This window comes from Bradyrhizobium sp. MI1.4 (genome assembly GCF_055811315.1).
The window spans coordinates 41,590-56,090 of sequence record NZ_JBVVPP010000028.1; the positions used below are offsets into that span (position 1 = coordinate 41,590).

At 64.9% G+C, this 14,501-nt stretch carries 12 protein-coding genes; 3 read left to right on the forward strand and 9 right to left on the reverse strand.

The window, feature by feature from the left end:
- The first annotated feature begins 96 nt into the window (after positions 1–96).
- Positions 97–699, forward strand: coding sequence for a DUF2147 domain-containing protein (locus AC0L23_RS25640; protein WP_162496463.1), 603 nt, complete (start codon positions 97–99; stop codon positions 697–699).
- A 373-nt stretch (positions 700–1,072) separates the two neighbouring features.
- Positions 1,073–1,429 carry a hypothetical protein gene (locus tag AC0L23_RS25645; protein WP_473357493.1) on the forward strand — a complete coding sequence of 119 codons (357 nt, stop codon included), beginning with the start codon at positions 1,073–1,075 and terminating at the stop codon, positions 1,427–1,429.
- A gap of 55 nt (positions 1,430–1,484) precedes the next feature.
- Here the strand turns inward: AC0L23_RS25645 and AC0L23_RS25650 are convergent, their stop codons facing one another.
- The 9 genes from AC0L23_RS25650 to AC0L23_RS25690 form a co-directional block, all read right to left on the reverse strand.
- Entirely contained in the window at positions 1,485–1,631 is a 147-nt protein-coding gene (locus AC0L23_RS25650; protein WP_473357494.1) for a hypothetical protein, read from the reverse strand.
- A 382-nt stretch (positions 1,632–2,013) separates the two neighbouring features.
- Positions 2,014–3,555: a galactarate dehydratase gene (gene garD, locus AC0L23_RS25655; RefSeq protein ID WP_473357495.1), complete on the reverse strand. Its 1,542-nt coding sequence runs from the start codon at positions 3,553–3,555 to the stop codon at positions 2,014–2,016.
- Between the two features lie 129 nt (positions 3,556–3,684).
- Positions 3,685–5,133 (reverse strand): aldehyde dehydrogenase family protein, encoded by a 1,449-nt coding sequence (locus tag AC0L23_RS25660; RefSeq protein ID WP_018457541.1) that lies wholly within the window; start codon positions 5,131–5,133, stop codon positions 3,685–3,687.
- 17 nt (positions 5,134–5,150) lie between these two features.
- On the reverse strand, positions 5,151–6,494 hold the full coding sequence (gene gudD, locus AC0L23_RS25665) for a glucarate dehydratase (protein ID WP_473357496.1): 1,344 nt from the start codon (positions 6,492–6,494) through the stop codon (positions 5,151–5,153).
- Positions 6,495–6,519: 25 nt separating this feature from the next.
- Entirely contained in the window at positions 6,520–7,464 is a 945-nt protein-coding gene (gene kdgD / locus AC0L23_RS25670; RefSeq protein WP_007602056.1) for a 5-dehydro-4-deoxyglucarate dehydratase, read from the reverse strand.
- Between the two features lie 124 nt (positions 7,465–7,588).
- A complete protein-coding gene (locus AC0L23_RS25675) occupies positions 7,589–8,494 on the reverse strand; it encodes a LysR family transcriptional regulator (protein ID WP_027518955.1) in 906 nt (301 codons plus the stop codon).
- A 123-nt stretch (positions 8,495–8,617) separates the two neighbouring features.
- Complete coding sequence (locus AC0L23_RS25680) at positions 8,618–9,958, reverse strand: MFS transporter (protein ID WP_473357497.1); 1,341 nt, start codon at positions 9,956–9,958, stop codon at positions 8,618–8,620.
- Positions 9,959–10,256: 298 nt separating this feature from the next.
- Positions 10,257–12,209, reverse strand: coding sequence for an SGNH/GDSL hydrolase family protein (locus AC0L23_RS25685; protein ID WP_446482450.1), 1,953 nt, complete (start codon positions 12,207–12,209; stop codon positions 10,257–10,259).
- Positions 12,210–12,363: 154 nt separating this feature from the next.
- Positions 12,364–13,446, reverse strand: coding sequence for a lysylphosphatidylglycerol synthase transmembrane domain-containing protein (locus AC0L23_RS25690; RefSeq protein ID WP_018457547.1), 1,083 nt, complete (start codon positions 13,444–13,446; stop codon positions 12,364–12,366).
- Positions 13,447–13,862: 416 nt separating this feature from the next.
- Between AC0L23_RS25690 and AC0L23_RS25695 the strand changes: the two genes are divergently transcribed.
- Complete coding sequence (locus AC0L23_RS25695) at positions 13,863–14,369, forward strand: YciE/YciF ferroxidase family protein (protein ID WP_007612365.1); 507 nt, start codon at positions 13,863–13,865, stop codon at positions 14,367–14,369.
- Positions 14,370–14,501: the final 132 nt, after the last annotated feature.

Here is a 14,501-nt window from a genome sequence, read left to right on the forward strand (position 1 = left end):
TGTTTCTGGTGCTGGAACAGTTCGCGAAATCGCCGTAGTCTGCGGCCATTGCAGTTGGCGGCTTAGCAAGGCGATTGGCTCAGCAAGGTGATGATAATGCGGACTCTCTTTTCCAGCTTTCGGCTGTTCTCGCTCCTCGCGCTCGCGATGACGCTCGGTGCGGTGAGCCCGGTTGTGGCGCAAGTGCAGCAGCCGACCGCCGCAGGCCTCTGGCAGAAGGTCGAAGACGGCAAGACGGTGGGATGGTTTCTCTTCATCGACCACAACGGTGTGTTCGAAGGCGTCATCGCAAAAACCTTCCCGCGGCCCGGCGACGACCCGAACGAGGTCTGCGCGAAATGCACGGACGATCGCAAGAACGCGCCGGTGCTTGGGCTCTCCTTCATCCGCGACATGAAGCGCGACGGCCTGAAGTATGACGGCGGCAACGTGGTCAATCCTCGCGACGGCAACATCTGGAAGGCCAAGATGACGGTCAGCCCGGATGGGCAGACGCTGACGATGCGCGGTTTCCTCGGCATCTCCCTGTTCGGCAAGGACGAGACCTGGACGCGTCTTCCCGACGCCAACATCGCGCAGGTCGATCCCGCCATCGTCGCGAAATATCTCCCGGCGCAAGCGACCGCCGCGACCAAGCCGGTGCCCGCCCCTGCGGCGAAGAAGGGCGGCGCGATGATGGCGCCGGCGCCGAAGCAGTAGGGTCTACGTCGCGCGCTGTGCCGCCCGAACTTCCGTAGCGCCACACACCGCCGTCATTGCTCGCGAAGGCGGGGACTCCAGTGCGCCGCGGCCTCTCCGCGTTCTTGCGCGGTGTCGCCCCGTGCGCAATCGCGCATGGGCCAGCGATGACAGCGGAGATCTTGGCGCGCGAGCAGCGGTGATACCCGTCGAAAGACCAATGCGAGCCGGGCGCCCGCCAGTAGTTCCCCGGAATGCGCGGTGGCGCCGGATTTGCATAGCTATCCGCAAAGCTGTTGGGGGATGAGTCGCCGTCCTTGACGCCTTCGCCGAGTCGCGGAAGGCGGACGGCAGTTATCGCCCCGCGGCGATGATCTCGATCCGCGGAGACGACATGAGACGTGCAATATCGTGTGCCGCCATGCTGCTGGTCCTGACGGTGCTGCTGATGGCCCCAATGATGGCGCGCGACGACGGGCGCTACGCCAACTCGCCATTAAAACCCTGGTTCGAGAGCCTGCACAGCGAATACGGCCAATGCTGCTCGGATGCCGACGGCTATATGGTCGCCGACGTGGACTGGGAATCCGACAAGGGCCGTTATCGCGTGCATCTCGACGGCGAATGGGTGATCGTGCCCGACGGCGCCGTCATCACCGAGCCGAACAAGATCGGCCGCACCATGGTGTGGAAGCACTATATCGACGGCCATCCGCGGGTGCGCTGCTTCATGCCGGGCAGCATGACGTAGAGTGAAACGTCATCCCGGGCGACGCGCAGCGTCGAACCCGGAATGGCGTCGAGGCTTAACGCGCCTCGTTGTTCGCGCTGACGCTCGCAAGCCGCTTCACGCGGGGCGACAGCACCGACATCTGCGCGGGCGAGGCGGGCATGTTGGCGACGATCGTCGCGGGCGCAGCCGACTGCTCCTCGACGCCTGCGCCGCCGAGCACCTGGACTTGCGCGCCGAGATCGGAAACGACGTCACTTCGTAAGAGGGAAGCTCGCCGGCGAACGCGCCTGACGAGTTGGCAATCATCGCTGCGGCAACGGCAATCATCGAAAGAACGCGCATTGGGAATCTCCGTGAGAAGTGGCAATCGGAGGTTAGGTCGCGGCGATGCCGCAACAGGTTCGCTCGTATGCGAACATTAGATCGCGGTCGCTGATCTGTTTGATTGCGTGATGTCGAGCGACGAAGCGCGAAGGAAGTTTTCCGCGCCAATGTTTCCGGACGGTCTCGCGGAAGTGGTCGCGCGGTGACGTGTCGGTGCCCTACGTGCCGTAACGGCACCAAATGCATCCACGCGGCGAGGCAGCGTCCGCGCGCGGCGCTCAGGTCACTGGCGCCGGATTGAACAACGTCAAATCGTTGTGGATGCCCCAGCGATCCGACCACGGCTTGGTGCGACCGCTGGCGACGTCGAGGATCAGGCGGAACAGGTCCCAGCCGGTTTCCTCGATGGTCTTCTCGCCGGTGGCAATGCCGCCGGCATCGAAATCGATCAGGTCCTTCCAGCGTCGTGCCAGCTCGGTCCGCGTCGCGACCTTGATCACGGGCGCAGCCGCAAGGCCATAAGGCGTGCCGCGGCCGGTGGTGAACACCTGCAAGGTCATGCCGGAGGCGAGCTGGAGCGTGCCGCAGATGAAGTCGGACGCCGGCGTTGCCGCGAACAGCATGCCCTTCTGCGTCGCCTTCTCCCCGGGCGAGAGGACGCCGGTGATCGCGCTTGATCCGGACTTGACGATCGAGCCGAGCGACTTCTCGACGATGTTGGCGAGGCCGCCCTTCTTGTTGCCGGGCGTGGTGTTGGCGCTGCGGTCGGCGCCGCCACGGGCCAGATAGGAATCGTACCAGGCCATCTCGCGGACCAGCGCGCGGCCGACGTCCTCGTTGATGGCGCGCCGCGTGAGCAACTGGATCGCGTCGCGCACTTCGGTGACTTCCGAGAACATCACGGTGGCGCCGGCGCGCACCAGCAGGTCGGCGGCGAAGCCGACCGCAGGGTTCGCGGTGACGCCGGAGAACGCGTCGCTGCCACCGCATTGCAGGCCGATGACGAGATCGGCGGCCGGGCAGGTCTCGCGGGTGCGCTTGTTGAGGATCTTGAGGCGGGCCTCTGCCTGGGTCATGATTGCCTCGACGATGGCGCCAAAGCCGTCGAAGGCTTCGTCCTGCATGCGCACGATGGCATTGCTGACGCCTTCCGGCACCAGACGCTCGGGCGCAAGCTTCTCGCAGCCGAGGCTGATGACCAGGATCTCGCCGCCGAAATTCGGGTTCTGTGCGATGTTTTGCAGCGTGCGGATCGGAATCACGGCATCAGGCGCGTTGATGGCGACGCCACAGCCATAGGCATGCGTCAGCGGCACGACGTCGTCGACATTCGGATATTTCGGCAGCAGCTCGGCGCGGATGCGCTTCACCGCATATTCCATCGTGCCCTTGACGCATTGCACCGAGGAGGAGATGCCGAGGATGTTCTTGGTGCCGACCGAGCCGTCGGAATTGCGAAAGCCTTCGAACGTGAAACCTTCGAGCGGCGGCAGCGGCGCGGGAACGGCGGTGGAGATTTCCAGCTTGTCGAGGGCAGGGGCCTCCGGCATACGGATGCGCGCTTCGTCCACCCATTCGCCGGCCAGGATCGGCGCGAGCGCATGGCCGATCACCTCGCCATAGCGGATGATCGGGGCGTCCTGCGGGATGTCGACCAGCGCCGTCTTGTGTCCCTGCGGCACGAAGGCGCGCAGCGTCAGCCCGCTGGCGAAGCGGGAGCCGGCGGGAAGCCCGAAATCATTGACAACGATCGCGACGTTGTCGCGCTCGTTGAGCTTGATGTAGCGAGGCTGCTCTTTCGCTGCGACTGACTGGTCCATCTGCTTTACCTCGGAAACTCAAGTCGTAGGGTGGGCAAAGGCGCAAAGCGCCGTGCCCACCATGTTTCGTGCCGCACGTAAGCGGTGGGCACGCTTCGCTTTGCCCACCCTACGATATCTTGCCCGTGGTTAGCCGGGATAGGTATAGGCGGTCTTCACCGTCGTGTAGAACTCGCGGGCATAGGAGCCCTGTTCGCGGGCGCCGTAGCTCGAACCCTTCCGGCCGCCGAACGGCACGTGATAGTCGACGCCGGCTGTCGGCAGGTTGACCATCACCATGCCGGACTCGCTGTTGCGCTTGTAGTGCGAGGCGTATTTCAGGCTGCTGGTGCAGATGCCGGAGGCAAGGCCGAACTCGGTGTCGTTGGAGATCGCGAGCGCCTCCTCGTAGTTCTTGGCGCGAATGACGGCGGCGACCGGGCCGAAGACCTCCTCGCGCGAAATGCGCATGTTGTTGTTGGCCTCGGTGAACAGCGCCGGCTGGAGGTAGTGGCCGGGCGTTTCGCGCTTGAGCAACTCGCCGCCCCAGGCGAGCTTGGCACCCTCGTCCTGGCCGATCTTTATGTAGCGCAGGTCCTGGTCGAGCTGGCTCTGGTCGACCACCGGGCCGATATGCACGCCGGCCTTGAGCGCGTCGTCCACCGTGAGGCCTTTCAGGCGCTCGGTCACCGCCGCAACGAAACGGTCGTGAATACCTTCGGTGACGATCAGGCGCGAGGACGCCGTGCAGCGCTGGCCGGTGGAGAAATAGGCGCCGTTGACGGCGACTTCGACGGCGGTCTTGAGATCGGCGTCGTCGAGCACGACCAGCGGGTTCTTGCCGCCCATCTCGAGCTGGAATTTCTTCATGTTGCTCGAGGTCACGCAGGCCTGCGCGATCTTGCGGCCGGTCTGCACCGAGCCGGTGAAGGTGATCGCGGCGACGTCGGGATGCTCGATCAGGGTCTGGCCGACCACGGAGCCCGAGCCGACAACGAGGTTGAACACGCCGGCCGGGATGCCGGAGCGGGTGATGATCTCGGACAGCGCATGCGCCGAGCCCGGCACCAGTTCGGCAGGTTTGAACACCACGGTGTTGCCGTAGCAGAGCGCCGGCGCGATCTTCCAGGCCGGGATCGCGATCGGGAAATTCCAGGGCGTGATCATGCCGACGACGCCCATCGGCTCACGGGTGAGCTCGACGTCGATGCCGGGACGGACGGAAGCGCCCTTCTCGCCGATCATGCGCAGCGCCTCGCCGGCGAAGAATGCGAAGATCTGGCCGGCGCGCGCGACCTCGCCAATTCCTTCCGGCAGCGTCTTGCCTTCCTCGCGGGCGAGCAGGCGGCCGAGATCTTCCTTACGGGCGATGATTTCGAGAGAGATCTTGTTCAGCGCGTCATAACGCGCCTGGGGTGTCGACTGCGCCCAAGCGGGGAAGGCGGCCTTGGCGGCTGCGATCGCCTTCTCGGTCTGGGCCTTGTCGGCCTTGGCGTATTCGCCGACGACGTCGTTGGTGTTGGAGGGGTTGATGTTCTTGGTGACGGCGGAGCCATCGACCCATTCGCCGCCGATGAAGTTCTTCAGGATCGCAGTCATAGCTTCCTCCAGAGTTTTTAACGAACCAGGCAAGGACGCTTGTCGTCGAAGGTCCAGCCGGGGATCAGGTCCTGCATGGCAATAGCGTCATCGCGGGCGCCGAGTCCATGCTGCTTGTAGAGGTCATGCGCGGCGTCGATGGCGGCCCTGTCGATTTCGATACCCAGGCCCGGCCTATCCGGCACCGCGATCTTGCCGGCCTTGATCTGGAGCGGCTCCTTCGTCAGGGCCTGACCGTCCTGCCAGATCCAGTGTGTGTCGATCGCGGTGACCTTGCCGGGGGCGGCGGCGCCGACATGGGTGAACATGGCGAGCGAGATGTCGAAATGGTTGTTGGAGTGCGAACCCCAGGTCAGGCCGTTGTCGCGGCAGGTCTGGGCCACGCGCACCGAGCCTTGCATGGTCCAGAAATGGGGATCGGCCAGCGGAATGTCCACCGCGCCGAGGCGCAGCGCATGGGACAATTGCCGCCAATCGGTCGCGATCATGTTGGTCGCGGTGGGCAGGCCCGTTGCGCGGCGGAACTCGGCCATGATCTCACGGCCGGAGAAGCCGCCTTCGGCGCCGCAGGGGTCCTCGGCATAGGCGAGGATGCCGTGCATGTCCTTGCAGAGGCTGATGGCCTCGTCGAGCGACCATGCGCCGTTCGGATCCAGAGTCACGCGCGCATTCGGAAAGCGCTTGGCGATCGCGGTGACGGCCTCGATCTCCTGCTCGCCGCGCAGCACGCCGCCCTTGAGCTTGAAATCGGCGAAGCCGTAATGGTCGTGGGTGGCTTCCGCGAGCCGCACCACGGTCTCCGGCGTCATCGCCTCCTGATGCCGGAGGTTGAACCATTCCGCCTTGCCGGTCTCGCCGCCGACATAGTCGAGCTTGGATTTGCGGCCGTCGCCGACGAAGAAGAGATAGCCCAGCGTCTCGACGCTGGTGCGCTGCTGGCCCTCGCCGAGCAGGGCTGCGACCGGCAGGTTGAGATGCTGGCCGAGCAAATCGAGCAGCGCGGACTCCACGGCCGTGACGGCGTGGATCATGACGCGGAGATCAAAAGTCTGCTTGCCGCGGCCGCCGGCATCGCGATCGGCGAAGGCGGTCCTGATATCGGCGAGGATGTTGTTCATCGCGCCGACGGTCTTGCCGATCACGAGATCACGGGCTTCCTGCAGTGTCTGCCAGATCTTCTGCCCGCCAGGCACCTCGCCGAAGCCGGTGTGACCGGCATTGTCGGTGAGGATGACGATGTTGCGGGTGAAGAACGGCGCATGCGCGCCGCTCAAATTGAGGAGCATGCTGTCACGGCCTGCGACCGGAATCACCTGCATCGCGGTGACGACCGGTGCGCCAGTGATCTCGGTGTTGGCCATCGCAGGCTCCTCCCTGTGTCGTTTGTTATTCTGCAGCCTGTTGTGACGATCGGATGGCGGGCAGATTCTTCACCAGCGCCGTGACCTCCGCGATCTCCTGCTCGGTGAGATCGGTCAGCGGCGGGCGGACGGGGCCGGAATCGCGGCCGATCACCTTCATGCCGGCCTTGATGATCGAGACCGCATAGCCCTTCTTGCGGTTGCGGATCGCGATCAGCGGCAGGATGAAATCCTTCAGGCCGGCGTGGATCGTCGCGTGGTCGCGCTTGCGCACGGCGGCGTAGAAGTTGGTGGCGAATTCCGGAACGAAGTTGAACACCGCCGAGGAGTAGGTGGTCACGCCCATATCGAGGTAGGGCAGTGCGAAGGTCTCAGCGGTCGGCAGGCCGCCGATATAGGTCAGGCGGTCGCCGAGCTTGGTGTAGACGCGCGTCATCAGCTCGATGTCGCCGATGCCGTCCTTGTAGCCGACGAGGTTCGGGCAGCGTTCGGCGAGGCGGGCGAGCGTATCGGGCTGGAGGATGGCGTTGTCGCGGTTGTAGACGATGACGCCGATCTTCACGGAGGCGCAGATCGCTTCCACGTGGGCAGCAAGCCCGTCCTGCTCGGCATGGGTGAGATAGGGCGGCAGCAGCAACAAGCCGTCGGCGCCGGCCTTCTCCGCGCCGATCGCGATCTCGCGCGCGGTGGCGGTGCCGTAGCCGGTGCCGGCGAGCACGGGCACGCGGCCCTTGGTCTCATCCACGGCGATCTTGACGACCTGCGGAACCTCGGCCGCCGTCAGCGAGAAGAACTCGCCGGTGCCGCCTGCGGCGAACAGGCCTGCGACGTCATAGCCGCACAGCCAGTCCATGTTGGCGCGGTAGGTCGCCTCGTCGAAGGAGTAATCCGCCTTGAACGGCGTGACGGGGAAGGACAGGAGGCCGGATCCGATCTTCTGGGCCATTTCCTGCGGGGTCATCTTGCTCATGGGCGCTGCTCCCTGGTCTCGTGTTGTGGAGGACGCAAAGGCTGCGCGTCCATGCGCCGTGGTTTAGGAGACCGTTCGATGCGGGTCCAAGCCAAAGCCTATATCGACCAATGCGAAATCAGCATCAATCTTCCATCACCTCCGCCGAGGACAATTCGCTCGCGATTTTGACGAGCGCCGACAGCAGCGGATTCTCGTCGTCGCGGCGCCAGACCATGAACAGCTCGACCGGGACGCGGGTGCGCAGCTTCAGCGGCCGCAGGCGGACGTCCGCGATCTTCAGGCTCGCGGCCGCCGCCGGCACGATGGCGAGGCCGAGGCCGGCGCGCACCATGGCGAGGATGGAGTGGATCTGGCTCAGGTGCTGCACATAGCGCGGCAGGATGTCGGCGCGGGTGAACAGCGCCACCAGCACGTCGTGAAAGTAACGGCTCTCATAGGGCGAATACATCACGAAGGGCTGGTTGTCGAAATCCTTGATCGTGATGGTCTCGGCATTCGCCAGCGGATGCTTTTTCGGGATCGCGGCGAGCAGGGGCTCGGCGACGACGCGGCGGCTGGCGATTTCGGGGCGCGCGATCGGCGGCCTGAGCAGGCCGGCATCGATCTGGCCCGAGGTCAGCGCCTCGAACTGGTCGCCCGACACCATCTCCTTCAGCGAGAAGTCCACCTCGGGCAGCTTGGCGCGGCAGGCGGCGACGAGCTCCGGGAGGAAGCCGTAGGCGGCGGCCGCGGTGAAGCCGATCTTCAGCGAGCCGGACTTGCCGAGCGCGATACGGCGGGCGACCTGCGAGGCGCTTTCCGCAAGCTTCAGGATGCGCCGCGCTTCCGGCAGGAAGCTGCGCCCGGCAGGCGTCAGGCGCACCGAGCGGCTGGTACGCTCCAGCAGCGGCGCGTCGATGATGTGCTCGAGCACCTGGATCTGCCGGGACAGCGGCGGCTGGGTCATGTTCAGCCGCGCGGCGGCGCGGCCGAAATGCAATTCCTCCGCCACCGTGACGAAACAGCGGAGCTGGTTGAGGTCGAACATCGATACATGCCTTAGATGGATAAGGCGTTTCCCCGGCGCTTCTAGCATCGATTACTCCCAAAACAAAGACGGCGGCCGTGAAGCCGCCGTTAAGTTGCCTGGTCAAGCTCCCATGGGGAGCCCTCAGGAGGAACGTTTGAGCACCACGCGCTCGATCTTGCCGACGACCACGAGATAGGCGAATGCGGCTACCAGCGCATTGGCGCCGACGAATATCAGCGCACCGTTGAAGGAGCCGGTCGCGGCCAGGATGTAGCCGATCACGATCGGGGTGCTGATCGAGGAGAGATTGCCGAAGGTGTTGAACAGGCCGCCCGAGACGCCGCCGGCTTCCTTCGGCGAGGTGTCGGAGACGACAGCCCAGCCGAGCGCGCCGATGCCCTTGCCGAAGAAGGCGAGCGCCATGAAGCCGACCACCAGCGCCTGGCCGTCGACATAGTTGCAGGCGATGATCGACATCGACAGCAGCATGCCGCCGACGATCGGGATCTTGCGCGCCATCGTCAACGAGCCGGTCTTGCGCAGGATCGCGTCGGAGATGACGCCGCCGAGCACGCCGCCGATGAAGCCGCACAGCGCCGGCAGCGTCGCGACGAAGCCGGCTTGCAGGATCGACAGGCCGCGCTCCTTGACGAGATAGACCGGGAACCAGGTCAGGAAGAAATAAGTCAGCGTGTTGATGCAGTACTGGCCGAGATAGACGCCGAGCATCATGCGGTTGGAGAGCAACTGGCGGATATGCTCCCATCCGGAGCCGGCCTCGGGCGCGCGCTCTTCCTTGGGAGCGTCGAGGTCGACCAGCGCACCCCCTGCCTTGATGTAATCGAATTCGGCCTCGTTGATGCCGGGGTGCTCTTTCGGCCCGTAGACGGTCTTGATCCAGACCAGGCCCATGACGATTCCGAGCGCGCCCATCACGAAGAATACGTAGCGCCAGCCGTAGTCGTGCGCGATCCAGCCCATCAAGGGTGCGAAGATCACGGTGGCGAAATACTGCCCGGAATTGAAGAACGCAGACGCGGTGCCGCGCTCATTGCCCGGAAACCAGGCCGCAACGATGCGGGCGTTGGCGGGGAAAGACGGCGCTTCGGCGATACCGACGAGGAAGCGTAGGCCGAACAGCACGGTGATCGCGGTGCCGGCGCTGAAGAAGCCGACCCAGCCCTGCATCGTCGTGAACAGCGACCAGACGATGATGCTGAAGGCATAGACAAGCCGGGAGCCGTAGCGGTCGAGCAGCCAACCGCCCGGCACCTGCGCGATCACATAGGACCATCCGAACGCCGAGAAGATGTAGCCCATCGCGACGGGATCGAGGTGCAGCTCCTTGGAGAGCGCGGGGCCCGCGATCGACAACGTGGCGCGGTCGGCATAATTGACGGTCGTGACCAGGAACAACATGGTCACGATGAACAGCCTGACGCGAGACCTTCTCACATCCGCTGCGGACATCACTGCGCTCATTGCGCGCCTCCTTAGAACTCGAAACGTTTCCCCACTGCGACTCCTAGAGGCGCGCGCGGCAAAGTGTCCAAGTTCAAGGCAGTATCGATCGATGCTGCTTTTGGATTGATGGAACGGCAGGTGGGAGGAACGATCGAGGTGACGGCGAACCCGATCGCACCACGCGCGCCGTTGTCATTCCCGCGAAGGCGGGGAATCCAGTACGCCGCGACGTCTCGATTCAATCACGTCTGTCACGGAGTACTGGATCGCCCGCCTGCGCGGGCGATGACAGTGTGCGGGTAGAGGCTGCGCGCGTCTACTGCCGCGCGCCCGGCAGCAGCGGCGCGAGCAGCCCGCGTGTCACGCCCGGCGGCGCCGCATCCAGCCCCAGCACGGCGCTTGCGGCCGGCAGCGCCGCGTCCGCCATCGCGGCGTGGCCTTCGGCGCTCGGATGCACGGCGCCGCCATAGACGGCGGAGAGCACGCCCCAGGTTGCGTCGTGGATGTCGGTCGGCTGGCTTGCCGCCGGCAAGCCTTGCGGATAGGTCATCGCGGCGAAATAGCTGTCGTTGGCGTCGCGGATCCACCGCGCGCGCGGCAAATAGGCGCGGAATTCGGAGGCGCCGCGGCCGCACAGCATCGGCTGGCTCGCCGCACTCACGATGTCAGGATTGAAGCTCTGGCCGTTCTCGGCAAAGCAGGTGCGGTCGAATTCGGGATCGTTGCCCGAATGCGCGCAGAAGCCGTGATCGGCGAACGCCGCCTGATGCGAATCCACGAAGGTCATGCGGTCGGCCTCGGGATCGCGGCACAGCGCGCCACGGGTGCAGGTGGCGAGCCCCTTGAGTTGCGGCAGGAATTCGGTGTCGACGAAGGTCGAGACGCGGGCAAGGCGCTGCGGGTCGGCGTTGAAGGACGGATGAATGTCGAAGCCGGCGCGGCCGCCGCGGCAGGGCACGCCGCCATCGGCGAGCGCCGGGTTGGCATAGGAGACGTAGACCACATGCGAGAGGTCGCCGCCGACCAGCGGCTTCAGCGCCTCGCGCAGCTTGACGAAATTCTGCGGCAGTTCGCGCGCCAGCGCATCGCGGGAATCATCGACGCTCGCCATCACGCCGGAGCGGCGGAATATCGCGCGCTCGGTTGCTGTCTCGACGATCACGTCGGCAACGAGGCCGGAGAAATAGACGTCGTTGGCGCCGACCGAGAGCAGCACGAGGTCGAGCGTGCGCTCGGGCTGGCGTTTCCTGGCGGCGGTCAGCGCCTCGCGCAGCTCGGCGACCTGCGAGTTCACGCTGATGTTGCAGACGCCGGTCTTGCCGGGCGGGCATTCGCGGGCGCGTTGCGAGCCGAGCAGCCCGTCGCTGATGCTGGCGCCGGTGCAGGCGAGCGGCAGAAAGGTCACCGCGACGTGGGTGTAGCGTACCGCAAGCGCCAGCGCGGTGCGGGCCTGGTAGCTGTAGAGCGATCGGTGGCAAGGCGAGTTGAACCAGAGGGCGCTGTAGCGCTGCCAGTTGGCAAGCGTATCCGGCGCTTCGCAGGCGCGGCCGCCCTTGAAGCCGGCTCGGCTCGGCCGGTAATACTGCGCGCCGGCGGTGCCGAGATAGGAGCGGAAGCAAAAACCTTCGTCCGACAGCGCCAGCGGCCGGTCCGGATTGCCTTCGCCCGAGGCGATGCTGTCTCCGAGGCCAGCGACGAAGATGTCGCGGACCTGGATCTCGGTCTGGACCCGCTGGGTCGGATCGGAGCCGGAGGAGACATCGACGCTCGCGACCGTCTGCTTGCCGTAGCGGACCCGCAGATTGATCGGCTCGGCGCAGTCGAAGGTGGATTGCTGCGGCCCGTCGCCGTCGTCGAACGACCAGGCGCAGGTGGCGCCGACCGGCACCGGGCCGGCGAGGCGCACGGTGACGGGATGGTCGATCGGGGTGAGGTAGTTTTCCTTCGTGTTGTCGCGGGTGCAGGGCTGGTTGACCCGGCCCTGGAGGTCGATGCAGAGCCGGTTGACCATGTTGCGGGCCCAGCCGCGGCCCTCGCTCTGGAGCTCCAGCGATTGCTCGGCGGCGAGGATGCTGCGGTTACGCGCATTCTCGACATGAAGCAGGAAGTCGCGCTCCTCGCGGAACAGCCGGAAGCGGTTGCGCACCTCCCAGCTGATCTGCATGGCGCCCGCGTCCTGCGCGGCCGCCCGCTCCAGCGGGAAGGCGGTGAGGAGCCCGGCGAGCAGCAGGGCACCGGCGAGGAAACGGCGATGGAAGAAAGGGATCATGGCCCGCGTCTTCAACGGCAAAGTTGAGGCGGAAATAAGAGAGCTGCCCTCCGCCTGCAACATTGGTCTGACGGTTTTGCCAGTCGGCGTCTAGCGGACTATCGTGGGAGCATGATCTTTCCGGAAAAGCGCTTCGCACTTTTCCGGATCACGCTCAGCGTTTGCTGGCCTGCCGCAGCGACCGCTCGCGCTCCATCGCTGCCACCTGCTTGGGCAGGTTGGCCTGCGCGCAGGCCTCCGCCAGCCGTCGGCGCTCCTGCCAGGGCTCCACCACATTCATCCAGAGCTCGCGTGCGCCCATGATGGAGATGGCAAGACCGAACGGGATCACGAAATAGAGGATGCGGAAGACGAGGAGCGTGGCCAGAAGCTGCTCGCGGCCGAATTCGGGCAGCGCCACCAGCATGGCGGCGTCGAACACGCCGAGCGAGCCGGGGGCGTGGCTGGCGAAGCCGAGCAAAGTCGCCAAAATGAACACCACGGAGAGCGACAGGAAGTCGATCTGCGGAGTGGCCGGCACCAGAAGGTACATCGCCAGCGCGCAGAATCCGAGATCGACGACACCGATCAGGATCTGCACCAGCGTCAGCGGCGCTGAGGGCAGCACCACCTTCCAGCCTTTCTGGCCAAGCTCGCGGCGCTTCTCGCCCATGCACAGCCAGACCAGATAGGCGCCGATCGAGGCGAGGCCGCCGATCGCAATCAGGCGGTTGATCGACGACGGCAGCTGATCCATGTAGGAGGCGGCATCCGGATGGATGGCCATGCCGATCGAGAGCACGAAGATGTTACCGAGCCAGAAGGTCAGGCCCGACAGGAAGCAGATTTTTGCGACGTCGATCGCATTCAGCCCGTAATCCGAATAGATCCGGAAGCGGATCGCGCCGCCGGTGAAGACGGTGGCGCCGATATTGTGGCCGATCGAATAGGACGTGAAGCTGGAGAGCGCTGCGATGCGATAAGGCACGTGCTTCTTGCCGATCGTTCGCAGTGCAAAAAAGTCGTAGAAGGTCAGCGTACAGAACGCGAAGCATACGCAGATCGCCGCCAGCCCGATATTGCCGCGGGGGATCTCGGTCAACGCGGTCAGGATGACCCCGGTGTCGATGCCCTTCAGCGTCCGTACCAGTGTGGTGATCGCGAACGCGATGATGAAGACGCTCGCCGCAACGCCGAGTCGCCGCCAGCCGATCCATCTCTTGAAGCCGCGCTTCAGCGCGGTCAGCAGTCCGTGCATTCATCCTCCCGGCGGGGGGCAAGACCGACCAGGCCAGACATTGGCCGGTCGGACGCGATCAGTGCCCGATGTGGGCTTGGATCGCTAGGCATGATGTAGCTCATTTAAGGCAAAAACAGTGACTTGTGCAGCCCTTGACAAGGATAGGTTCTGCCTTGGACCAGCCACTTTGTCATACGCGGTTCACATCGGACGCGCGTTAAGCATATGAGTCGAGGGATCGGTCGCGTCCGTCCGTGACATAGTCTCAGATCCTGCATGGCCAGCATTGTTCCAGCGCAAGAGATGAGGGCTTTTTTGGAACGACGATGCCGTGCGCTGGTTAGTGCCGCATCAGCAATCGAACATGGCGGAATAACCGGCTTCTCCTGCAAGCCGGTGCCTCCGTGTTCCCACAACCCGAGAGGATCGGACCGATGGGATTGTTCACAAAAGACATCAAAACCATGAACGACCTGTTCGTGCATCAGCTCCAGGACATCTATTACGCCGAGCAGCAGCTCACCAAGGCTCTGCCGAAAATGGCGGATAAGGCGACCGATCCGCAGCTGAAGCAGGGCTTTTTGACGCACCTCGAAGAAACCAGGGAGCACGTCAAGCGCCTCGAGGAAGTGTTCAAGATGCACGGTGCGCAGGTGAAGGCGGTCGATTGCCCTGCGATCGACGGCATCATCGAGGAAGCCGACGAGACCGCCGGCGAAGTCGCCGACAAGGCGGTGCTCGACGCCGCGCTGATCAACGCGGCACAGGCGGCGGAGCATTACGAGATCGTCCGCTACGGCAGCCTGATCGCCTGGGCCAAGCAACTCGGCCGCAACGACTGCGCCAGCGTGCTCGCCAAGACGCTCGAGGAGGAGAAGGCCACCGACAAGAAGCTGACCACGATCGCCGAGAGCAAGGTGAATCTGCGCGCTGCGAGCTGAGGCCAGGCGTAGCCAGAATAGAGCGTGGGGGGGGCCCACCCCCGGCCCGCCGGCAATTAGGCAACCGGGCGCCAACAAAAATATGTACCTTTGGGTTAAAGGAGCGGGGGGGGGTGGGGGTAGTTTGGCTGG